The 23178-nt window shown below is 53.9% G+C and carries 20 protein-coding genes; 17 read left to right on the forward strand and 3 right to left on the reverse strand.

Features of this window, described 5'->3' with window-relative positions; all coding sequences use genetic code 11:
• The first annotated feature begins 17 nt into the window (after positions 1-17).
• From rffA to ACUXVH_RS20985, 9 genes are all read left to right on the forward strand, one after another.
• The gene (rffA, locus tag ACUXVH_RS20945) at positions 18-1160 is read left to right on the forward strand and encodes a dTDP-4-amino-4,6-dideoxygalactose transaminase (RefSeq protein ID WP_073698964.1); all 1143 of its coding nucleotides are present in this window, start codon (positions 18-20) and stop codon (positions 1158-1160) included.
• The gene (locus tag ACUXVH_RS20950; protein WP_176707128.1) at positions 1147-2442 is read left to right on the forward strand and encodes an O-antigen translocase; all 1296 of its coding nucleotides are present in this window, start codon (positions 1147-1149) and stop codon (positions 2440-2442) included. The genes rffA and ACUXVH_RS20950 overlap by 14 nt, the downstream gene beginning before the upstream one ends.
• Positions 2442-3347, forward strand: a complete 906-nt coding sequence (locus ACUXVH_RS20955; RefSeq protein WP_073698962.1) for a glycosyltransferase — start codon at positions 2442-2444, stop codon at positions 3345-3347. Before ACUXVH_RS20950 ends, ACUXVH_RS20955 begins: the two co-directional genes overlap by 1 nt.
• A 744-nt stretch (positions 3348-4091) precedes the next feature.
• Positions 4092-5300, forward strand: a complete 1209-nt coding sequence (locus ACUXVH_RS20960; protein ID WP_255313446.1) for a glycosyltransferase family 4 protein — start codon at positions 4092-4094, stop codon at positions 5298-5300.
• The gene (locus tag ACUXVH_RS20965; RefSeq protein WP_065365458.1) at positions 5300-6280 is read left to right on the forward strand and encodes a UDP-glucose 4-epimerase family protein; all 981 of its coding nucleotides are present in this window, start codon (positions 5300-5302) and stop codon (positions 6278-6280) included. The genes ACUXVH_RS20960 and ACUXVH_RS20965 overlap by 1 nt, the downstream gene beginning before the upstream one ends.
• On the forward strand, positions 6277-7293 hold the full coding sequence (locus ACUXVH_RS20970; protein WP_065365459.1) for an MraY family glycosyltransferase: 1017 nt from the start codon (positions 6277-6279) through the stop codon (positions 7291-7293). Before ACUXVH_RS20965 ends, ACUXVH_RS20970 begins: the two co-directional genes overlap by 4 nt.
• A gap of 53 nt (positions 7294-7346) precedes the next feature.
• The gene (locus tag ACUXVH_RS20975) at positions 7347-9335 is read left to right on the forward strand and encodes a polysaccharide biosynthesis protein (protein WP_065365460.1); all 1989 of its coding nucleotides are present in this window, start codon (positions 7347-7349) and stop codon (positions 9333-9335) included.
• Positions 9336-9445: 110 nt separating this feature from the next.
• Positions 9446-9775 (forward strand): ComEA family DNA-binding protein, encoded by a 330-nt coding sequence (locus tag ACUXVH_RS20980; protein WP_065365461.1) that lies wholly within the window; start codon positions 9446-9448, stop codon positions 9773-9775.
• A 202-nt stretch (positions 9776-9977) separates the two neighbouring features.
• Positions 9978-10772, forward strand: coding sequence for an SDR family NAD(P)-dependent oxidoreductase (locus tag ACUXVH_RS20985; protein ID WP_019092896.1), 795 nt, complete (start codon positions 9978-9980; stop codon positions 10770-10772).
• 25 nt (positions 10773-10797) lie between these two features.
• Here the strand turns inward: ACUXVH_RS20985 and ACUXVH_RS20990 are convergent, their stop codons facing one another.
• Positions 10798-11358, reverse strand: coding sequence for a TetR/AcrR family transcriptional regulator (locus tag ACUXVH_RS20990; protein WP_065365462.1), 561 nt, complete (start codon positions 11356-11358; stop codon positions 10798-10800).
• 190 nt (positions 11359-11548) lie between these two features.
• Here ACUXVH_RS20990 and ACUXVH_RS20995 point away from each other — a divergent pair, with 190 nt between their 5' ends.
• Together ACUXVH_RS20995 and ACUXVH_RS21000 are read left to right on the forward strand one after the other, a co-directional pair.
• On the forward strand, positions 11549-12202 hold the full coding sequence (locus tag ACUXVH_RS20995; RefSeq protein ID WP_015636560.1) for a GntR family transcriptional regulator: 654 nt from the start codon (positions 11549-11551) through the stop codon (positions 12200-12202).
• Between the two features lie 15 nt (positions 12203-12217).
• Positions 12218-13069 carry an urea carboxylase-associated family protein gene (locus ACUXVH_RS21000; RefSeq protein ID WP_011062572.1) on the forward strand — a complete coding sequence of 284 codons (852 nt, stop codon included), beginning with the start codon at positions 12218-12220 and terminating at the stop codon, positions 13067-13069.
• 44 nt (positions 13070-13113) lie between these two features.
• On the opposite strand, the gene ACUXVH_RS21005 is transcribed toward ACUXVH_RS21000, so the two are convergent.
• Positions 13114-13281, reverse strand: a complete 168-nt coding sequence (locus ACUXVH_RS21005; RefSeq protein WP_011062571.1) for a DUF2897 family protein — start codon at positions 13279-13281, stop codon at positions 13114-13116.
• A 132-nt stretch (positions 13282-13413) separates the two neighbouring features.
• Positions 13414-14778: an ethanolamine permease gene (gene eat, locus ACUXVH_RS21010; RefSeq protein ID WP_011062570.1), complete on the reverse strand. Its 1365-nt coding sequence runs from the start codon at positions 14776-14778 to the stop codon at positions 13414-13416.
• A gap of 342 nt (positions 14779-15120) precedes the next feature.
• Between eat and kdpF the strand changes: the two genes are divergently transcribed.
• The 6 genes from kdpF to ACUXVH_RS21040 all read left to right on the forward strand — a co-directional run bounded on the left by kdpF (position 15121) and on the right by ACUXVH_RS21040 (position 23164).
• Complete coding sequence (kdpF, locus tag ACUXVH_RS21015; protein WP_019092894.1) at positions 15121-15210, forward strand: K(+)-transporting ATPase subunit F; 90 nt, start codon at positions 15121-15123, stop codon at positions 15208-15210.
• 11 nt (positions 15211-15221) lie between these two features.
• The gene (kdpA, locus tag ACUXVH_RS21020) at positions 15222-16916 is read left to right on the forward strand and encodes a potassium-transporting ATPase subunit KdpA (protein ID WP_065365463.1); all 1695 of its coding nucleotides are present in this window, start codon (positions 15222-15224) and stop codon (positions 16914-16916) included.
• A gap of 10 nt (positions 16917-16926) precedes the next feature.
• Complete coding sequence (kdpB, locus tag ACUXVH_RS21025; protein ID WP_065365464.1) at positions 16927-19011, forward strand: potassium-transporting ATPase subunit KdpB; 2085 nt, start codon at positions 16927-16929, stop codon at positions 19009-19011.
• 35 nt (positions 19012-19046) lie between these two features.
• Complete coding sequence (kdpC, locus tag ACUXVH_RS21030; RefSeq protein ID WP_065365465.1) at positions 19047-19592, forward strand: potassium-transporting ATPase subunit KdpC; 546 nt, start codon at positions 19047-19049, stop codon at positions 19590-19592.
• A 123-nt stretch (positions 19593-19715) separates the two neighbouring features.
• Complete coding sequence (locus tag ACUXVH_RS21035; protein WP_065365466.1) at positions 19716-22367, forward strand: sensor histidine kinase; 2652 nt, start codon at positions 19716-19718, stop codon at positions 22365-22367.
• Between the two features lie 101 nt (positions 22368-22468).
• Positions 22469-23164: a response regulator gene (locus tag ACUXVH_RS21040; protein WP_011062565.1), complete on the forward strand. Its 696-nt coding sequence runs from the start codon at positions 22469-22471 to the stop codon at positions 23162-23164.
• The last annotated feature ends 14 nt before the right edge of the window (positions 23165-23178 follow it).

Below are 23178 nucleotides of genomic sequence, written 5' to 3' on the forward strand. Positions count from 1 at the left end.
AAGGATGTAAACGAAAAATGAATATCCCATTCAACAAGCCACCATATACTGGAAGTGAAGATCAGTATGTGATATCAGCTATGCGCAGTGATAAGATGTCCGGTGATGGAAAATTCACCATCCTTTGCCAAAAATGGTTTGAAGAAAGTTTGGGTTGCAAAAAAGCTCTATTAACCCCTTCCTGCACTCAAGCTTTAGAAATGGCTGCTTTGTTAATCGACATTCAGCCGGGTGATGAAGTAATTATGCCTAGCTACACTTTCGTAAGTACGGCGAATGCGTTTGCTCTTAGGGGGGCAAAAATTGTTTTTGTAGATATTCGTCCAGATACGATGAATATTGATGAGACGCTTATTGAAGCGGCTATCTCAAAGAATACCAAAGCCATAGTTCCAGTTCATTATGCCGGTGTTGCTTGTGAAATGGATACAATAATGGGTATAGCAAATCATTATGGGTTGTATGTGATTGAAGATGCCGCCCAGGGAATGACATCTTTCTATAAAGGAAGACCCTTAGGGACAATAGGGCACATGGCAGCTTATAGTTTTCATGAAACAAAAAACTATACAAGTGGTGGCGAAGGCGGCTTATTAATTATAAATGATGAGAGTTTTATACTCAGGGCTGAAGTCATTCGAGAGAAAGGAACGAATAGAAACCTATTTTTTCGAGGAATGATTGATAAGTATACCTGGGTGGATTTGGGCAGTAGTTACCTTCCAGGGGAACTTCAAGCAGCTTATCTGTATGGTCAGCTTGAAAAAGTTGAAGAAATAAAAGAGTCTAGAATGAAAACATGGAGATTTTTTTATGAAAATCTCAGTGAGCTTTCAGCTAATGGGAAGCTAGAGCTGCCTATAATTCCCGCAGAATGTATAAGTAATGCTCATATGTTTTACGTTAAGCTTCCTGATATTGGTGTTAGGACAAAGGTATTAGAGTATTTAAAAAATAATGGGATTGGTGCGGTATTTCACTATATTCCATTACACTCTGCTCCAGCGGGTATTCGACTTGGTGCTTTTGTTGGTAAGGATAAATTTACAACATCTGAGAGCGAGCGTTTAATCAGACTTCCAATTTGGTATGGAATGACTGATATCGAGAGAGCTACTGTAGTGGATACTGTCGTCGAGGCTGTCAATGCATGTTGCTAGTAATGCAAGTCGAATGGTAGTTAGTCGAAAACATGCATTACAGAGTGCTGCTTTAACTGTCGCCTCTCAAACATCTAAAATTGCCGTTGGTTTTATTTTGATAAAACTGATTGCGGTTTATTTAGGTGCTGGTGGTATGGGGTTACTGGGTAATTTTATGAGCCTCGTTGCTATGCTATCTCTGATGGCCGGTGGCGGCATATCTAATGGAGTGATCAAATATGTAGCAGAGTATAAAAAACAACCTCGACGGTTGGCTGAGTTTATTGGTTCAGCAAAATTATACTCTCTTTTATTTTGTACTTTTTTTTGTATAGTTGGAGTTTGTTTTTCGCGAGATATCTCGGGTTATATTTTTAAGAGCGAGGAATATTATAAAATAATAGTTTTTTTATTTTTGGCTCAGTTTGGTTTTGCATTTGTTAATCTAGTGTGCGGTATCGCTAATGGACTGCGTGATACTAAAACATATGCACTTATTCAGATCTCTGGAAATGTTCTAGTTGTACCGATCAGCTGGTTTTTAATTGGATTTTATCAGCTGGTAGGTGCCGCAATTTCAATGGTTTTGATGTTTCTCATTTATTCAATTCCAGCATATTTTTTTTATCGTAGGTCTTTTTTCTTTAGAGCCAAAATTAAAACAAAGATTAATGCGCTAGCTGTGAGAAGGTTGTCCGTTTTTACTTCCATGGCCCTGGTGGGAGCGGTGAGCGTACCTCTTATAGAAATACTCGTTCGGCAACAAATTATCAATCACATAGGCTATGCGCCAGCTGGAATATGGCAAGGGGCGATTAAAGTTTCAAGTGCATATATGGGTTTTTTTACCATATTCCTTGCAGTCTATTTTATGCCTACAATCTCAGGAAGTAATAATAGAAAGGAAATTGCAAGTTTAGTCTTGAGGTTCATGGCAGTCGTTATGTTTGTTTTTCTTTTTGGGGCGAGCATTTTCTTTTTACTAAGAGTGCAAATTATACCAATAATATTATCGAGTGAGTTTGAATCATTAGAGTCATTGATTAAGTATCAATTAATTGCGGATTTTTTTCGTGTTTCGACTTATGTTATCGGTTTTGTAGTTATAGCCAAGGCTGCACTGAAGATCTATATCGTAAGCGAACTGCTTCAGGGGATATTCTTTTTTAGTGCCAGCTCTATTTTTCTTAATTTGGGGCTCGGTCTAAAAGGTGTATTCCTAGCTACTTTGTTAATGAATATTGTATATTTTGTGGTCGCCGTATCAGGCTTTTTTCTCTATAGGAGAAGGGAAGTATAATGTTATCAGCTACTGTCGTCGTATCTTGCTACAATCAAGAGCGCTATATTGTAGAGTGTCTTGATAGTATCCTGTCGCAAGAAATAAATTTCGAGTGTGAAGTTATAGTCTCTGATGACTGTTCTACTGATAGAACTCAAGAGGTTCTTCTTGAGTACTCTCGCTTGCATGAGGGAAGACTCAAACTAAACCTTCGCTCAGAAAATGTAGGGCCTGCATTAAACTATCTTGGTTTACACTCAATGGCTTCGGGCGACATCGTTTTCCATTTTGATGGTGATGATGTAATGCTCCCTGGAAAGTTAGCTCTTCAATATAAAGAATTTCAGGAAGATGCTCAAGTCAATGTCGTCTTCCATAAAGCAGTATACTTTTCTGATGATGGTAAATACTTGTCTGATACACAATTTCCAGATTCTGCCGAAAGATCAATAGATATTTCGGGGGAGGAGCTTGCTCGTTGGGGGTCAGTTGCTGTCCATAGTTCGTATGCATATAGAAGAAGCTCAAGGAAAACGGTTATAAATCGTGAGTTTATGGAGTGGTTTTTTGCTATGGACTCTTTAATTCCCGAAGGAAAGGCTGTTTATATAAACAAATCTCTGGTTAAGTATAGATGCAATCCATCTGCGGGTTCGTATCTATCCACACAATCAGGAAAGTTAAAGGCGTACTCTATCTATTTTGAAGATATTGAGCATTATTTTGATAGCTATAAAGTTTTACGATGTGATCTATATGCGAACTACTTTGTTACGTTTTTGGCTATGCTGAGGTCTACTAATAGATTTTCGCTGAAACGTTCATTGTTCTTGCTGCGCAATATATATTGTGTCCGGCCCAAAAAAATACTCAACACACTTGGTGTGCGAAGGCTGGTTGGTCCTAAGTTGAAGAATCGATAGTTTGGAGAAGAGATGACTTATCTGAATCTCTATGGTTTGGATATTGATATAGTTATCTCTTTCTTTTTTTAAGCATTCTAAATGCTTTTGGCGAAATCAAGGTTTCTTAAAGAGGTATTGTGCTCAGCTGAGTTTTTTGTGGTGTTGCTGGCCATAGGATTTGTTTCTCAGAGTATTGCTGTACGTTCATTTTATACATATGGCGATACTTAGGTTTATATAAGGTTATATGACTATCTGGATGCAGGGTTGGATAACCCTTTTCAAAAAATAGACACTTCATTCGTTTTGCTGATGAGGTTTTTTGTTTTTTTGGGGGGGGAGCATCAAACACTATTTTTTCTAATAACATTTTCTTTTGCTATTTCTTATTGCTGACTGGCGATGGGGCTTTTGGATGTATTCCTCGCTGCTAGTAGCTTTAATTCTGATCCTCAGTTATTCAATCTATCAAATGGGTCTGGGCTTTATTTTTTTCATGTGTGCACCTTGGTTTCTTTTTTATATTGTAATCTTCGGCTTGATGTACAGCGATCGGATTGGTCTTTATTCTTTGATGTTTTATCCAATTTTAATTTTGTATACTTTGCGCGAGTTTTCGAAAGTTGGTTTTGTTTTTTTGACTCTTTAAAATAATTTCTGCTAATTAAATACTTGTCCTTGTTCGTAGGTATCACACTGTTCGATGACTTTTTTTTATAAATATGCTATTTTACCGCCATTGGTCACGGTTGTGGTTTATGAGTGGCGGCGTTATTTTTTGGTTTGAGTTTTAATCGGGCGAGGGCTTGGTGGGTGACAAAAGAAGCAATCAGGGTTGCTAGGGTTTCCACAGTTTCGTTTTTCATAGTGACGCAACTAGAGACTCAATTTGAGCAGTTGGCAATGTCTGGCGTTGATTTGACGGCCATTTCAAGTGCCGATGAGTCGGTTGGGAGGTTGCTCGCAAATAAGAGATTTAATTTTTTACCAATTAATATTGAACGTAAAATTAATATTAAAAAAGATATTTTAAGTTTGTTTCTTTTGATAAAGACTTTTCGAAAATATAATTTTGATATAATTCACTCAACTACACCGAAAGCAGGATTGTTATGTTCTATTGCGGGTCTGTTTGCTAGACGGTCCGTTCGATTGCACACATTTACTGGCCAGCCATGGGTAACTATGTCTGGTTTAAAACGCTCACTTCTAAGAGCGTGCGATAAGCTTGTCGGTATACTCAATACGCACTGTTATGCAGATAGCCACAGCCAAATGAAATTTCTAATTTCGAATGGTATTATTAAACCAGAGAGAATATCAGTTCTGGGGGCCGGATCGCTCGCGGGTATAGATTTAGAACGATTCAATAAGAAATACTTTCCAGAAAGTACATGCTTGGATTTGAGGTCAAAGCTTGGTATTTCAGAAAGTAGCAAGGTAGTTCTATATGTTGGCCGAATAACACCGGATAAAGGAATTAGTGAGTTAGTTCAGGCTTTTGAGAGGATATCTGCCAAAGACAGTGATGTATTTCTTGTGCTGGTTGGGCCTTCTGAGCCTGAAGGTCAATTAATTATTGATAGCATTCCTGAATATATAAAGTCGCATGTTAAAGTTGTCGGTTACGACCGCGAGCCCGAACGATATATGGCCGTCGCAGACTTGCTATGTTTGCCTAGTTACCGCGAAGGATTTGGCACGGTTATCATTGAAGCGGGGGCGATGGGGATCCCTTCAGTAGGGACCGATATCTATGGCTTGTCTGATGCGATTTTAGACGGGCTGACAGGTTTGCTAGTTAAAGTTGCAGATCCCGCATCTCTGGAAGAGGGGATCTGGACGCTATTGTCTAATCCATCGATGAGATACTCTATGGGCGCTGAGGCACGCCGTCGAGCCTCGGAAAATTTTAGTTCTTCCAGGTGCTCGGAGTTGCTGCTGAAAGAGTATAAGGCGTTTATAAGTTGATGGACGAAGTCTTTGAGGAAAAACAGCGCGTCATGGTAACGGGGGCAGCAGGGTTTGTCGGAGGCTGCTTAGTTCGTGCACTTACTTTACATGAGGCTTATATTCCCATATCAGTTTTTCGCTCTGAAGGTGATTTGCAGCTTATATCAAATAATGTATATGCTGCCAATGTATCCCCGGAAACGGACTGGGCTGTGGCTTTGGCCGGCGTATCTATAGTTGTTCACGCTGCTGCACGAGTGCATGTGATGAACGAGAGTTCCGCTACTGCTCTAGCCGAATATAGAAGAGTAAACTTTCATGGTACCTTGAGGTTGGCGCGTCAAGCCGCTGAGGCCGGTGTGCGTCGCTTTGTTTTTATTAGCTCCATAAAAGTTAATGGAGAGGCTACCAGCCTTGCACGACCTTATTGTGCAGATGATCCAGTTAACCCGGTTGACCCATATGGTGTATCCAAACATGAGGCTGAAGTTGCTCTCCGCCAGCTCGCTTTGGAAACTGGTATGGAGGTGGTAGTTATTCGTCCTACACTGGTTTATGGACCAGGAGTAAAAGCAAATTTTGAGGCTATGCTTGCGTGGGTTAAGCGAGGAGTCCCCTTGCCTTTAGGGTCGATTAACAATAAGCGTAGTCTGGTTTTTATTGAAAATTTAATTGATCTAGTTATTCTGTGCATGCATCATGAGAGTGCTGCAAATCAAACTTTTCTTGTTAGTGATGATGAAGATCTCTCTACAAGTGAATTGTTGGCGAAAGCAGCAAATGCATTGGGTGTAAAAAGCCGAGTTTTTCCATTTCCAAGTAGTATGCTTAGATTATTTTTAACTCTCCTAGGACGTAAGGCAATTTCGCAGCGCCTATGTGGAAGCTTGCAGGTTGATATAAGTAAGACCTGCCTTCTCTTAGGTTGGCGTCCCGCAGTAAACGTTAACGAGGCGTTAAAAAGAACCGCGGCAGCCTTTGTGGAAAAAAGCGTATGAGCAATGTGTACTGGGTGATGTTCTTTTCGTTTGTTGGTTCCTTGATGGGGACTGCAGTTTTACGCAGATACGCTTTATCTAATAGCCTTATTGATATACCTAACTCCCGAAGCTCTCATACTGTTCCCACTCCTAGGGGCGGAGGGGTGGCTATCGTTGTTGTTTTTATAATCAGTGCCATTGTTTTAGAGATTACTAGTAATTTGCAATTTTTTACTATGTTAGCTCTTACAGTTACAGGGGGGATGGTTGCCGTTATCGGGTTTCTCGATGACCATGGGCATATTCCCGCTCGCTGGAGATTATTGGGGCACTTTACAGCCGCAATTTTGGGGGTGGCATTATTGGGTGGGATGCCATCTATGCTTATACTTAATGTATATGTTGAGTTGGCATGGGCAGGACATATCTTTGCAGTTTTTTACTTGGTATGGATGCTTAACTTATATAATTTTATGGATGGTATTGACGGTCTGGCTGCCATTGAGGCTGTATTTGTTTGTTTAGCTGGCGCAGGCTTGTATTGGATAGTTGGTAGTTATGACTTAGCTTGGGCTCCTTTGGGCCTGGCTCTTGCGGTCTTGGGCTTTTTGTACTGGAACTTTCCTCCTGCTCGAATTTTTATGGGCGATGCAGGTAGTGGATTTCTTGGATTAGTTCTTGGTTTGCTTGCCCTGCAGGCTGCTTGGACTAATCCATCGTTATTTTGGAGTTGGTTGATTTTTCTAGGTGTTTTCATTGTTGACGCGACGTTTACTCTTTTCTGTCGGCTATTAAGAGGGGAGAAGCTGTACGAGGCGCATCGCAGCCACGCTTATCAATTTGCAGCGAGGCGTTACGGTAGGCATTTTCCGGTAACGTTGGCAGTGCTATTTGTAAATATAATTTGGCTATTACCACTAGGCTTTCTTGTGGGTACAGAAAAGCTCGAAGGAGTTATTGGTCTTGTAATAGCTTATGTACCTTTGATTCTTCTTGCAGTGTTCTACAAAGCCGGCGCAAGAGAGAACTGAGATGCGGGTTCTGGTTTACGTCTGTGGCGTTTTTATTTAAGAAGGGTATTAGTATGTTTCGTCAGTGGTTGCTTGAGCTTCCGAGGCGCCAAAAACGCTTGATCCAAGTCGCAGTAGATACTGTGCTTGTCTGGCTTGCGTTGTGGTTAGCGTTCCTTGTACGTCTTGGCATTGATGAAATTGCCAATCCATTAGAGGCGCACCCATGGCTTTTCCTGTTTGCACCTTTAGTTTCTATTCCACTATTCATCCATTTTGGTCTATATCGAGCAGTTTTACGTTATTTTGGTACTGATGCACTCATCGCTATTACTAAGGCTGTGACGTTGTCTGCGTTGGTAATGGGGGTTATAGTTTATGTCTATAGTAATCATAAGTTTGTAGTTCCTCGTTCTATTGTTTTTAATTTCTGGTGGTTGAGTCTCATCATGATTGGAGGCTTGCGCTTAGCAATGCGTCAATACTTCCTTGATGATTGGTTTTCTACAACGCAACACATGCCTTTCTCCAATACAGATAATAATCTTCCTAAAGTTGCTATTTATGGAGCAGGCGCTGCTGGTAATCAACTGGTTGCGGCGTTGAGGATGGGGCGAGCAATGCGTCCTGTTGCTTTTATTGACGATGATAAGAGTATTGCAGACAGGGTAATCGCCGGACTACATGTTTATCAGCCCAAAAATATTCAACGTATGATTGATGCAACTGGAGCGCAGGAAGTGCTTTTGGCCATTCCTTCTTCAAGCCGTGGGCGTCGTCGTGAAATCTTGAGCTTTCTTGAAAGCTATCCTCTTCATGTTCGAAGTGTTCCCGGGTTTATGGATCTCGCCAGTGGCCGAGTGAAAGTTGATGATATTCAGGCTGTTGATATTGCTGATTTATTAGGGCGTGACGCAGTTCCGGCTCAAGAGGATTTGCTTGAACGCTGTGTGACGAAGAAGGTAGTTCTTGTAACTGGCGCCGGAGGATCCATTGGCTCCGAGCTATGTCGGCAAATATTGCTTCTTCGTCCTACTGTATTGTTGTTGTTCGAGCATAGCGAATTTAATCTCTATAGTATTTTTTCCGAGTTAGAAGGGCGTGTTGCTCGTGAGTCACTTTCCGTAAAGGTATTGCCGATTCTTGGCACTATAAAAAGTCATGAAAAGCTCGTTGATATAATGACTACCTGGAAAGTTAATACAGTTTACCATGCTGCGGCTTATAAGCATGTCCCAATGGTAGAACACAATATTTCCGAAGGCTTTTTTAATAATGTAATCGGCACGCTTAATACAGCCCAGGCAGCATTGATGTCTGGTGTTACAGATTTTGTCTTGATATCTACAGATAAGGCAGTTCGTCCCACCAATATAATGGGAAGTACTAAACGCTTGGCTGAGCTGACGTTACAAGCACTTAGTCGCGAAAAAGATCCCGTTTTATTTGATGTGGCTGGTTGTGAACAGATAAGAAATAACACTCGATTTACAATGGTTCGTTTCGGTAATGTTCTGGGCTCTTCAGGTTCTGTAATTCCATTGTTTCATAAACAAATACAGTCTGGTGGCCCCTTGACTGTTACTCACCCTAAAATTACTCGATATTTCATGACCATTCCTGAAGCTGCACAGCTAGTTATTCAAGCGGGGTCGATGGGCTTGGGCGGGGATGTATTTGTATTGGATATGGGTGAACCGGTAAAAATTGTAGAACTGGCTGAGAAAATGATTCATCTCTCAGGTCTGAGTGTTCGCTCGGAAAAAATGCCTCATGGTGATATTGCTATCGAATTTACCGGGTTGAGGCCCGGTGAGAAACTTTACGAGGAGCTATTAATAGGTGATAACGTTTCTATCACTCCACACCCGATGATTATGACAGCTAATGAAGATTATTTGCCTTGGGGTGTGTTGAAAACTAACCTAGCTAAGATGCTCGAGTCTGTTCATCAAGATGATTACGTCACATTCCGCCAATTGTTGCGTGAAACAGTGAGTGGCTATACGCCAGACGGTGAAATTGTCGATTGGATTTATCAACAACGCCGTTTACAACCATAAGTTTACATAAACAGTAACCATCTACATTTTGACTTGTCCCCTGCATCACCTAGGTTTGGAAGGCAGCTTTGGAAAGCTGCTTTCCTTACTCGATGTCATGGAGCGTCACTATGCGTAACTCTTTTTTCACCTCATTGATCTTTGCTTTTCTCGCCAGCTTTGCACTTGTCACTCAAGCAGCGCCGGGTCCCCAGACCCAGCCCGGTTCTGCGCAAGTGGCGGAGCAGGCGCCGATTCAAGCGAGCAAGGTCAACCTCAATACGGCGGATGAGGCTGTGCTGCAACGCGAGCTTTTTGGGGTGGGGGCTGCCAAGGCCAAGGCGATTGTCGCTTATCGGGAAGAAAATGGACCCTTTGCTTCGGTGGACGAGTTGCTGGAGGTCAAGGGGATTGGCAGGGCAATTCTGGAACGAAATCTGGATAAGCTCGAAGTCAATTGAGTTCTTCCGCATAACGTTTGAAGGCCGGTCTCTGACCGGCCTTTTGCATTTCATGGGTGGGGTAGCTGACAGTGAATCTCTATTGCCTGGATTGATCATTTTCATGATGACTCGAAAATATTATGGTAATAATATTTTTCGGGCGCCAAATGCTTCTGGCCGAAGGCGCTCATTACTTTTATGCATTGTCAGGAGTCCAGCTATGAGTTCGATTCAATCCCAAGGTACAGCATTGGTCACTGGGGCCTCATCCGGTATTGGAGCGGTTTATGCCGAGCGACTGGCAGAGCGAGGTTTTGATTTGTTGCTGGTTGCTCGAGATGAGGGACGTTTGAAGGTGGCAGCCAATGCGTTGAGCGATAAATATAACGTGCAAGTGGAGGTGTTGAAGGCGGATTTGACGCTCAAGAAGGACTTACTGAATGTCGAGCAACGTTTGCGCGACGACTCCCGTATCAGCTTGCTGCTGAACAATGCGGGAGTAGCTGCCAACGGGGCTTTGGCTGGCGCCGACCTGGATCAGATGGAGCACATGATTCAGCTCAATGTAGTGGCACTGACCCGGCTGGCCGGGGTGGCTGCAACGAGTTTCTCTGCGACTGGGCGTGGGGCGATTATCAATATTGCCTCGGTGGTGGCCTTGATTCCTGAGCGTTTCAACGCGACTTATAGTGCAACCAAGGCATATGTACTCAGTTTGACTCAGTCGCTGCAGGCTGAGTTGAAGGGCAGCGGGGTTCGTGTACAGGCTGTGTTGCCGGGTGTCACTCGTACCGAGATCTGGGAGCGTTCAGGGCTTGATGCCAAGGCCATTCCGGCGGAAATGGTGATGGAGGTACAGGAGATGGTCGATGCGGCGTTGAGCGGCTTGGATCAGGGCGAGTTGATTACATTGCCTTCGCTACCCGATCCTGCGGATTGGCAGGCTTTGGTGGCGGCGCGCTTGGCTCTTGGCCCCAATCTGTCCAGAAGCAGTGCGGCCGCTCGCTATAAATAAGGAGAGTAGGTTGGAGCGGATCGCTTCAGCGCCGCTCCTGTTGCTTCAGGCCCTCGCGAACCACCTCCAGTATCCGAGTTCCCAACTCCGGGTTTTCCACGCTGCGAGAAAGCATGAGTGCACCGACCAAGGTGGACATGAGCATCAGGCTTCGCTCGGCTTTCTGTTCGCCTTCCAGCACCGATTCTAGTTGTTCGAGCCTGGTGTTGAGCACCTCATCTGTAGTCACACTGGGTTGCCCGCGCTGGCCGAGTTCCGAGCTCATGGTCGGTAGCGGGCAGCCTTGATGAGGGGACTTCTGGTGCCACTCGCAGAGGTAGTTATCGATAAAGGCTGGCAGTGGATGCTCTTGTGCGAACAGTGCAGCGCAATGGGCGTCCAGCTCTTGGGCGGCGGCGCGTAGGGCTTCTTCTACCAGTTCATCCTTGGACTTGAAGTGGGAATAGAAGCCGCCATGGGTCAACCCCAGGGCTTTCATCAGGGGCTGTAGACCTGTTGCACCTATCCCGTCACGCCGAAAACGTTCTGAAGCTTCCTTGATAATGCGTTGATGAGTCTGGGCTTTATGGTCTGGCGAGTAACGCATTTGAGAAACCTCCGCAACTAGAAGACCATTTTAACCAAGGATTCTCAGATCATGCCCCTACTTCTAGGCAGGGATTGTCAGCGTTGACAGCTTCCCGACAGCTTTTCGTGAGGGCATAAGGGGTGATTGAAGTTGGCACGATAAGTGATTACCTGCTGTTCATGAATTGTTGAACAATCGTGAGGTGCCCATGAGCGACGGACTATCCCTGGCGGATCACATTACTGTGGAACTGCGGGCTGACATCATCGGTGGTCGTTTATTGCCCGGAATGGCGCTGGTGGAAAGCGAGCTGGTCAGTGCCTATAGCGCCTCACGCAATACCATCCGTGAAGCCCTGCACCGCCTGGGGCAGGAAGGGCTGACCTGGTACGTGCGGCACAAAGGCGTGGTGGTCCGTCGCCTTGGTGCTGATGACGTGCGGGATCTGTTCCGAGTGCGCCGTACCCTGGAGTTGCAGGCCATCGCCAATGCTCGCCCGCTACGCGAGTACCAGTCCGATCGCATGCTCGATGCCATGGAAGCGGCGGAGCTTGCCCGGGAGCGCGAGGACTGGCGCGCCGTGGGAACCCATGGCCTGCGTTTTCACCAGCATGTGGTGGGGTTGCTGGGCTCGCCACTATTCGATGAGTTCTTCACTAACGTGGTGGCGCAGTTGCGCCTGGTGTTTTGTACGGCGCCGGATGAGGCGCGGTTTCAGGCGCCCTGGCTGGTCCGCGACCGACAGATCCATGAATGGCTTCTGGAGGGTGACAAGGCGGCCGCCATCGAGGCCATGGAGTTGTACCTGGACGACTCGGAGCGCCTGCTGTTGGACATGCTCGACCAATCCCTGTGTCACTGAATGAGGGCGATACCCATGTACAAAGACTATCCAGCGGCTTATCAGGTCAGCAAAGGTTCGGCGCTACAGGTGGACAAGGCGTTTTACGAACGCATTCGGCACAATCAGGGCCAACGCCATCTGATCGAGCAGTTCGAGGTTCCGATCCGTACCGGACGCGCCTGGAAGGTGCCCGCCGGGCACGTATTTCGGGTGACCACCCCGGTAGGGCCGCAGGTGGGCGACTTCAACGTATGGAATGCCAACGATCCGCGTGAGCGCCTCTGGGCTGCGCGCACCCGGCAGTTGCAGGGGGCGCATGTCAGTACCCACGACCGGCTCTGGTCGAACCTGCCTTTTCTGCGGCCGCTGGTGACCATCACCGATGACAGCCTGGCCCATTACGGCATCGACGAGCATGGTGGCCGCCTGCACGATCTACTGGGTACCCGTTGCGACCCCTATGTGAATCGCATGCTTACCGGCGAGGACTTTCACCATCACTGCCATTCCAACCTGACGCGGGCAGTGCTGCCTCATGGCCTGACCGAGTTCGATGTGCATGATGTGTTGAACATCTTCCAGTGCACGGGCCTGAACCATGACGACATGTACTTCATGAAGGCCTGCCCGGCGCAGAAGGGGGATTATCTGGAGTTCTTCGCCGAAATCGACCTGCTCTGTGCATTGTCGACCTGTCCGGGCGGAGATCTGTCCTTGCCGATGTGGGGGCCTGAAGCCCAGGACCCGTTAAGCGTGTGCCGTCCACTGGGAGTGGAAATCTATCGTCTGGACGAGTCGCTGCTCGAAGGCTGGAGCCAGCCGCAACGTGCAGCCTATAAGGGCCAGCACGGGTTGCACATTGCCAAGGCCGAATGGGAGCGCTGAGCCTCCAGGCAGCCCCTGCACGTTAGGGTGAAGGGGCTCTAGGCTTAACGATCCTGCGCTTCCTTGGCATCCATTTGTGCGTTGCGCTCGGCCACGCGCTTGCGTTGCTCATCGGTCAGCTCGACCTTGTTGGCGGTGTCGCGCAGCATCATCAAGCCGCCAACGATAGAACCGATAGCAACCACCAGAATCAACCAGGCATACCAGGGCATAGGGCTCTCCTTAATGGGCAGTAGCCCGCAGGCGAAGGTTCGCCTTCGGGCCTGCCTATAACGCTTTGAGTTAAAGCGCTTCGCAGTGGTTCCATTGTATGCCTGATCCGCCTGGTGCGAGCAGAGCGCGGTTCAACGGCCGGTGAGCATGGCGTCCACCGGTGCGTCGGCCCGCAGTTGCCCGGTCAGCAGGAAGTAGATGAAGCCCAGGGCCATGAACACCAGAAATATCAGGCCGATCAGGGCATTGAACCAGGCCATGGCCACCAGGCAGACCGCGGCGAGTGCCAGGGCGATGGCCGGCACCAGCGGGTAGCCCGGGGCGCGGAAGCTGCGTGGCAGATTCGGTTCCGCCCTGCGAAGTTTGAACAGGCTGAGCATGCTCATGATGTACATCACGATGGCACCGAACACCGCCATGGTGATCATGGCGGCAGTGAGGGTCATGCCGCCAAGGTTGATCAGGCCATCGCTGTAGATGGCGGCGATGCCGATCAGGCCGCCGGCGATGATCGCCCGATGTGGCGTCTGAAAGCGCGACAGCCTGGCCAGGGAGGCAGGCAGGTAACCGGCCCGGGCCAGGGCGAAGAACTGGCGCGAGTAGCCGAGAATGATCCCGTGGAAACTTGCCACCAGGCCGAACAGGCCGATCCATACCAGCATGTGCAGCCAGCCGGAACTGTCACCCACAACGGTCTTCATCGCCTGGGGCAGCGGGTCGTTGATGTTCGACAAGCTGCGCCAGTCCCCCACGCCGCCGGCGAAGAACATCACCCCCATGGCCAGCAGCACCAGGGTCAGGATGCCGCTGATATAGGCTTTGGGAATGGTGCGCTTGGGGTCCTTGGCTTCTTCGGCAGCCATGGCCGCGCCTTCGATGGCCAGGAAGAACCAGATGGCAAAGGGAATGGCGGCGAACATCCCGGCAATTGCCGGGGCGCCGAAGGCGTCCGCGCCTGCCCAGCCGTTGAGGGCGAAGTTGCTGAAGCTGAAGGCCGGGGCCACCACGCCCATGAACACCAGGAGTTCGGCCACCGCCAGCACGCAGACCACCAGTTCAAAGGTGGCTGCCAGTTTCACCCCGAGAATGTTCAGGCCCATGAATACGATGTAGGCGCCAACCGCGGCATGTTTCGGATCCAGGGCCGGGAATTGCACGTTCAGGTAAGCGCCGATGGCCAGGGCGATGGCGGGAGGGGCGAAGACGAATTCGATCAGGGTGGCCAGCCCCGCGATCAAGCCGCCTTTTTCACCAAAGGCGCGACGGCTGTAGGCAAACGGGCCGCCGGCGTGGGGAATCGCCGTGGTCAGCTCGGTGAAACTGAATATAAAGCAGGTATACATGGTCGCCACCATCAGCGAGGTCACGAGAAACCCCAGGGTTCCTGCCACGCCCCAGCCATAGCTCCAGCCGAAGTACTCCCCGGAAATCACCAGTCCGACTGCGATGCCCCATAAATGCAGCGTGCCCAAGGTGGGCTTGAGTTGTGTGTTCATCGGTTGCTCCCTGAACGATTAGGACGTGCTCGCGGCTGTTCTGTGCAGTGCCCATGCCAGTTCCTGGAACACCGTCGTAAAGCACGAAAAGCTGTCGTATCGAGGATGTTTCGCCGATTTTTAGCACTAATGACCTTCAGTGCAGGGGGGCGTGATGCCTCGCATCGGGGCAGCCGCGCTCCAGAGGCGAGCGATGCGCTTCATCGCCCCTCGTAAAGGCTGGATGACGCCAGTCTTTACGCTTTCTTTATGCGCTGCCCGCCCCGTCGATCTCGTTCCTTTACAGGCACCCTGCGGACAATGTCTGCATTCGCGGCAATCGCCGTACCACGGAGACATTCCATGAACATTCTGGACGCGGTGTCGCTGCTGCTGGCAGTGGGCCTGTTCATTTATCTATTGGTTGCGCTGCTGCGCGCGGATCGGAACTAGGAGCTGCGGTTATGCACAGTTATGACTATTGGCTGATCCTCGCCTTCTTCGCTCTGGTGCTGTTGCCCGCACCTTGGCTGGGGCGCTTCTCCTACCGGGTGATGGAGGGCCAGCGCACCTGGCTGACCCCGGTCCTGGGCCCGGTGGAGCGTGTCTGCTATCGAATCTCCGGGGTCGATCCACAGGTTGAGCAGAGCTGGCAGAAATACACCCTGGCTCTGCTGGCCTTCAACCTGGCCGGGTTTGTCCTGCTGTTTGCCATCTTGCTGTTTCAGGATCACCTGCCGCTCAATCCGCAGCATCTTCCGGGGCAGGAATGGACGCTGGCGTTCAACACCGCAGTCAGTTTCATGACCAATACCAACTGGCAGTCCTACAGCGGCGAAGCCTCCCTGAGCTACCTCAGCCAGATGGTCGGCCTTACCGTGCAGAACTTCGTCAGCGCTGCCACCGGGCTGGCGGTGCTGGTTGCCTTGTGCCGCGGCATTGGCCGGCGTTCGGTGCGCACCCTGGGCAACTTCTGGGTCGATATGACCCGCGCCACCCTCTACGGCCTGCTGCCGCTGTGCCTGCTGCTGGCGCTGTTCCTGGTCTGGCAGGGCGTACCCCAGACCTTTGCCCATTACGTGGATGCCCTGACCCTGCAGGGCAATGACCAGGTCATTCCGCTGGGCCCGGCCGCCAGTCAGATTGCCATCAAACAGTTGGGCACCAACGGTGGCGGTTTCTTCGGCGTCAACTCGGCGCACCCGTTCGAGAACCCCACGGCCTGGAGCAATCTGTTCGAACTGGTATCGATCATCCTGATTCCGGTGGCCCTGGTGTTCACCTTCGGCCATTACGTCAAGGACCTGCGTCAGAGCCGGGCGATCATCGCCTGCATGTTCGCCTTGTTCCTGATCGGCGGTGCTACCTCGCTGTGGGCGGAGTATCAACCCAACCCGGCGTTGCAGAACGCAGCGGTAGAGCAGGCTGCGCCCCTGGAAGGCAAGGAGGTCCGCTTCGGCACCACTGCCACGGTGCTCTGGTCGGTGACCACCACTGCGGCCTCCAACGGTTCGGTGAATGGCATGCACGACAGCCTCAACCCGCTGAGCGGCATGGTGGCGCTGATCAACATGATGGTCGGCGAAGTGATCTTCGGCGGCGTCGGTGCGGGCCTCTACGGCATGTTGCTGAACGTGTTGATCGCAGTGTTCCTGGCCGGGCTGATGATCGGTCGCACCCCGGAATACCTGGGCAAGAAGCTACAGGCCAAGGAGGTGCAGTTGCTGGTAGTGACCCTGATGGTGATGCCCATCGGCGTCCTGGTCCTGGGCGCCCTGGCCGCCAGCTTGCCAGGGCCGGCAGCAGCCATCAGCAACCCGGGGCCCCATGGTTTCAGTCAACTGCTGTACGCCTACACCTCGGCCAGCGCCAACAACGGTTCGGCATTTGGCGGTTTCAGCGCCAATACCCCGTTCCACAACCTGATGCTGGGCCTGGGCATGCTGATCGGGCGCTTCGGCTACATCCTGCCGGTACTGGCCCTGGCCGGCAGCCTGGCGATGAAGAAGACCGCACCCATCGGCCAGAACAGCTTTCCCACCCATGGCCCGCTGTTCGTGGCCTTGCTGACCGTGACCATCTTGCTGGTGGGCGGCCTGACCTTCCTGCCGACCCTGGCGCTGGGCCCAATCGCCGAACATCTGAGCATGGGCTTCTGAGGACCTGATGATGAATATGCATGTTCCTGCCTCGAACAAAGCCGCCGATGCGCTCGCCAAGAGCCAGCCGGCCAAGGCCGAAGTGGCGAGTACCGCAATCTCTGCCCTGTGGCGCCCGGCGCTGATCCAGGCTTTCGTCAAGCTTGACCCGCGCCAGTTGCAGCGCTCGCCAGTGATGCTGGTGGTGGAACTGACAGCGATCCTGACCACCGTGCTGTGTTTCATTCCGGACACCGCAGTGCCGACCTTCGTCGCCGCCCAGATTGCTCTCTGGCTGTGGTTCACGGTGCTCTTTGCCAACTTCGCCGAGGCCCTGGCGGAAGGCCGCGGCAAGGCTCGCGCCGACAGCCTCAAGGCCGGCAGTGAGGGCTTGAGCGCCCGCCGCCGGGCCAGCGACGGCAGCTATCAGCTGGTGCCGGCGGTCAATCTGCGCAAAGGCGACGTGGTGCGGGTCGAAGCCGGCGAAATGATTCCCGGCGATGGCGAGGTGATCGAAGGTATCGCCGCGGTCAACGAAGCGGCAATCACCGGTGAATCGGCTCCGGTGATCCGGGAATCCGGCGGTGACCGTTCCGCGGTGACCGGCAACACCCGGCTGGTCTCCGACTGGCTGCTGGTGCGCATTACCAGCAACCCTGGCGAGTCGACCCTGGACCGCATGATCGCTCTGGTGGAAGGTGCCAAGCGGCAGAAGACACCGAACGAAGTGGCCCTGGATATCCTGCTGATCGGCCTGACCCTGATCTTCCTGCTGGTGGTGGTGACCCTGCAGCCCTTCGCTCACTTTGCCAATGGCAGCCTGCCGCTGGTGTTCCTGGTGGCGCTGCTGGTGACCCTGATCCCCACCACCATCGGCGGCCTGCTCTCGGCCATCGGGATTGCCGGGATGGACCGCCTGGTGCGCTTGAACGTGATCGCCAAGTCCGGGCGTGCGGTGGAGGCGGCGGGTGACGTGCACGTGTTGCTGCTCGACAAGACCGGCACCATCACTTTCGGTAACCGCCGTTGCAGCGCCATCTACCCGGCGCCGGGCGTCAGTGCCCAGGTACTGGCCGAAGCGGCCTTGATGGCCTCCCTGGCGGACGACACCGCTGAAGGCAAGTCCATCGTCGAGTACCTGCGGGAGCTTTATCCACAGCCCGAGCCGGGCAGCGATCTGCTGACGGCAGTGCCTTTCAGCGCTGAAACCCGACTGTCCGGGGTCGATTACCAGGGCCGGGTCTATCGCAAGGGTGCAGTGGATTCGGTGTTGAGTTTCGTCGGCCTCAAACGCAGCGAGCTGGCACCGGCCCTGTCCCGGGAGATCGACAAGATCGCCCAGAGCGGCGGCACCCCGCTGCTGGTCTGTGCCGAGGGCCGGATGCTCGGCGCCATTCACCTCAAGGACGTGGTCAAGCCCGGCATTCGCGAGCGTTTCGCCGAGTTGCGCAAGCTGGGTATCCGTACCGTGATGGTGACCGGCGACAACCCGCTGACCGCCGCGGCCATTGCCGCCGAAGCCGGAGTCGACGATGTGCTGGCCGAGGCCACGCCGGAGAAGAAGCTGGCGCGCATTCGCCACGAGCAAAACGACGGGCGTCTGGTGGCCATGTGCGGTGACGGTGCCAACGACGCACCAGCATTGGCCCAGGCCGATGTCGGCATGGCCATGAACGACGGCACCCAGGCGGCGCGCGAGGCGGCCAACATGGTCGACCTGGACAGCGACCCGACCAAGCTGCTGGATGTGGTGCAGATCGGCAAGGAGCTGCTGGTGACCCGGGGTGCCCTGACCACCTTCTCCATCGCCAACGACGTGGCCAAGTACTTCGCCATCCTGCCGGCGCTGTTCGCGGCGATTTATCCACAGCTGGGGGTGCTCAACATCATGGGGCTGGCCAGCCCGCAGAGCGCAATCCTTTCGGCCATCGTGTTCAACGCCCTGATCATCGTGGTGCTGATCCCCCTGGCATTGCGTGGGGTGCGGGTACAGGCGGCCAGTGCCGCGCACCTGCTGCGGCGCAACCTGTTGATCTACGGCGTGGGTGGCATTGTCGTGCCCTTTGTCGGGATCAAGCTGATCGACATGCTGTTGACCGCGCTGCACCTGGTGTAACGGCCTGCAGATCTGAACGAATCGAGGAGTGAGAAATGACTAGCGTAGTGCGTCCGGCCTTGAGCCTGATTGTGTTGATGACCCTGATCACCGGTGTGGCCTATCCCCTGGTGGTGACCGGCGTGGCCCAGTTGGCCTTCCCGGAACAGGCCAATGGCAGCCTGGTGCGCGATGCCGACGGCAGGGTGCGGGGTTCGGCCCTGATCGCCCAGGATTTCGTCGGTGATGCCTGGTTCCATCCGCGCCCTTCGGCGGGGGCCTTTGCCACGGTATCCAGCTCTGCCAGCAACCTGGCGCCGAGCAACCCGGCCCTGGCCACGAGGGTGATCGAGGATGCCGGCAAGCTCCTGGTACCGGGGCAGGGGCCGGTGCCCCTGGCATTGCTGACCACTTCGGGCAGCGGCCTCGATCCACACTTGCCACCGCAGGCAATTGACTATCAACTGGCGCGGGTCGCGGCGGCGCGCAACCTGTCGCCAGCCAAGTTGCAGGCCCTGGTGGACGCCCATATGGAGCAGCCGCTGGTGGGGCCGCCGGTGGTCAATGTACTGGCCCTGAACCTGGCCCTGGAACAGCTGTAGCCGCTGCCGAACCTGCGAGGCTGCAAAATGCCCCGCGGGGGCTTCCAGCCCCAGGGAGCGCTGGCAAACGCAACTGAAGTGAGCGCAGATTGAACCGAATGTCTTGTCGCAGAGAGATAACCCATGAGTGATTCCGGTCGCGCCGACGCGCTGCTAGCCGAGCTGCCACGGGACGGCCGCGGCCGGCTCAAGGTGTTCCTGGGCGCCGCCCCCGGGGTTGGCAAGACCTACGCCATGCTCCAGGCGGCCCATAGCCAACTGCGCCAAGGGGTCAAGGTGCTTGCCGGGGTGGTGGAGACCCACGGCCGCGCCGAGACCGAAGCCTTGTTGAGCGGGCTGCCCCAGCAGCCCTTGGTGCGTTCGGAATACCGTGGCGTATTGCTGGAGGAAATGGACCTCGACGGCCTGCTCAAGGCCAAGCCCAAGCTGGTACTGGTGGACGAACTGGCCCACAGCAATGCCCCGGGCAGCCGGCACGCCAAGCGCTGGCAGGACATTCAGGAGTTGCTGGCGGCCGGGATCGACGTCTTCACCACGGTCAATGTCCAGCACCTGGAAAGCCTCAATGACCAGGTGCGCGGCATTACCGGGGTCCAGGTCCGCGAAACCCTGCCTGACTGGGTGTTGCAAGAGGCCTATGAGTTGCTGCTGGTGGACTTGCCGCCCCGAGAGCTGCTGGAGCGTCTGCGGGACGGCAAGGTCTACGTGCCGGAGCAGGCGCGGGCGGCCATCGATGCATTTTTCACCCAGACCAACCTCACCGCCCTGCGCGAACTGGCGATGCAGACCGCCGCCGCCCAGGTGGACAACGACCTGGCCCAGGGCTATCGCCAGTTGGGGCAGGCGGCACCGGCGGTGCGCGGGCGGTTGCTGGTGGGTATCGACGGCGATGCCCAGGCCGAGCGGCTGGTACGTCACGCCAGCCGTGTGGCTCAGCGTCGCCACCTGCCCTGGAGCCTGGTGCATGTGGATAACGGCCGGTTGCGCGACGAGCAGGCACGCTTGCGCTTGCAGGCTGCTCAACAACTGGCCGAGCGCCTGGGCGGGGAAGTGGTCTTGTTGCGCGCCGGCGAGGTGGCCAAGACCTTGATCCAGCACGCCGCGGAGCGTCGCGCCAGCCTGCTGCTGGTGGGGCAGTCCAGGCGCCGCTGGCGCCGGCGCTGGTTCGGTGGCGGCTTGGCGGCGCGCTTGCTGCGCAATGCCGATGGCCTGGAGATCAATGTCCTGGACAGCGAGCCCCAGCCCCATCAGCCGGGCCTGCGGGTCAAGCATTCGCTGATCTGGTTCGACTACGTCCTGGCAGTCCTGGCCACCCTCCTGGCCAGCGCCCTGGCCTGGGGGGTGGCCAGTGTCCTGCCGTTGCCGAACATCTCCCTGGTGTTCCTCGCCGCGGTGCTGCTGGTGGCAGTGCGCAGCAGCCTGGGGCCGGCCCTGGCTTGCGCGGCGCTATCCTTTCTCAGTTATGACTTCCTGTTCATTCCGCCGAACTTCTCCCTGGCCATCCAGCGGGAAGAAGATGTACTGACCCTGCTGTTCTTTCTGCTCATGGCCGCGCTGACCGGCAATCTGGCGGCCCGCCAGCGCCGGCAGTTGCAGGCGTTGCGCGATACCCAGGAGGAAACCGGCGAGCTCCTGGACCTGTCGCGCAAGTTGACTGCCGCCACTGACCGGCAAGCGGTGATCAGCGCCGCGGCCCAGCATTTGAATGGTCGCGACGAGTTGCGTGTCTGCCTGATCAACCGCGACGGGCAGGGTGGATGGAAAGTCGAGACCGGTGGTTCGCCGCAGTTCTCCGAGGCCGAGCGCGCGGCGGCCGACTGGGCCTGGCAGCATGACCAGCCGGCGGGGCTGGGCACCGGGACCTTACCCTTTGGTCGATGGTGGTGGTGGCCGCTGTCGGTGGATGACGGGCCCCTGGGGTTGCTCGGTGTCTGCCCCCGTGAGGGCGAGGAGTTCAGCGGCCAGCGCCGACGCCTGCTCACTGCGCTCAGCCAGCCACTGGCCCAGGCCCTGGCACGGGCGCGGCTGGCCGAGGACCTGGAAGCGGCGAGGCTGCACGGGGAGACCGAACAGCTGCGCAGCGCCTTGCTGGCTTCGGTATCCCATGACCTGCGCACACCGCTGACCTCAATGCGCGGCAGTATCGACAGCCTGCTGGCCCTGGGGGAAGCGATCCCCCTGGAAGATCGGCGAGAGCTGCTGGAGGGCACGCGGGATGAGGCCGAGCGCCTGGACCGCTATATACAGAACCTGCTGGACATGACCCGGCTCGGCCATGGGGCCCTGAAGCTGGCCCGGGACTGGGTCGCGCCGGGGGATATCGTCGGCAGTGCCCTGAACCGCCTGCGGGCGGTGCTGGCGCCGTTGCAGGTGGCCACCGAACTGCCAGCGGACTTGCCCTTGCTTTACGTTCATGCGGCGCTGATCGAGCAGGCGCTGGTCAATGTGCTGGAGAATGCTGCCCGCTTCTCGCCGCCCCATGGCCATCTGCAGTTGAAAGTCGGTGCCAGCGAGCAGGAATTGAGCTTCGCCGTCAGTGATGAGGGCCCGGGGATTCCCGAGGATGAGCGGGCAAAGATCTTCGACATGTTCTACACCGCTGCCCGTGGCGACCGCGGCGGGCAAGGCACCGGCCTGGGCCTGGCGATCTGCCAGGGCATGGTCGGCGCCCATGGCGGGCATATCAGTGTCGCCGAGGGCATTGGCGGCAAGGGGACATGCATCACCTTGCACCTGCCGTTGCAGACCCAGCCGGAGCTTGAGTCCGACCTGTGAATACCTGTAGAACGCGCTGCGGCCTTGCCGCGTCAGCGCCACACGGATGCGGCATGCCTTGCGCTACGCTTTTGCCTCTTAATTTGTCTTGAACTGAAACCATGAGCCAGACCGCGACCATCCTGGTCATCGACGACGAGCCGCAGATTCGCAAGTTCCTGCGCATCAGCCTGGCGTCCCAGGGATACAAAGTGATTGAAGCCGGGACCGGCACCGAAGGCCTGGCCCAGGCCGCCTTGAACAAGCCGGACCTGCTGGTACTTGATTTGGGGCTGCCGGACATGGATGGGCAGCAGGTGCTGCGCGAGTTTCGCGAGTGGTCGGCGGTGCCGGTGCTGGTGCTTTCGGTGCGTGCCAGCGAGCTGCAGAAGGTCGAGGCGCTGGATGGTGGTGCCAACGACTATGTGACCAAGCCTTTCGGTATCCAGGAGTTCCTGGCGCGGATTCGCGCCCTGTTGCGCCAGGCGCCGAGCGGGGAAGTGCAGGAGGCGGCGTTGCAAGTGGGGCCGCTGACGGTCGACCTGGCTTATCGGCGGGTGCTGCTGGACGGTGTCGAAGTGGCCCTGACCCGCAAGGAGTATGCGGTGCTGGCCCAGCTGGCGCGGCACCCGGGGCGGGTGATTACCCAGCAGCAACTGCTCAAGGACATCTGGGGCCCGACCCACACCGAGGACAGTCATTACCTGCGGATCGTGGTCGGGCACTTGCGCCAGAAGCTGGCGGACGATCCGACCCGGCCACGCTTCATCGTCACCGAGGCGGGGGTCGGCTACCGCCTGCTGGGCGCCGATTCCTGAGTTTGCGGCCTTTC

Source organism: Pseudomonas sp. 8(2025), assembly GCF_052665325.1.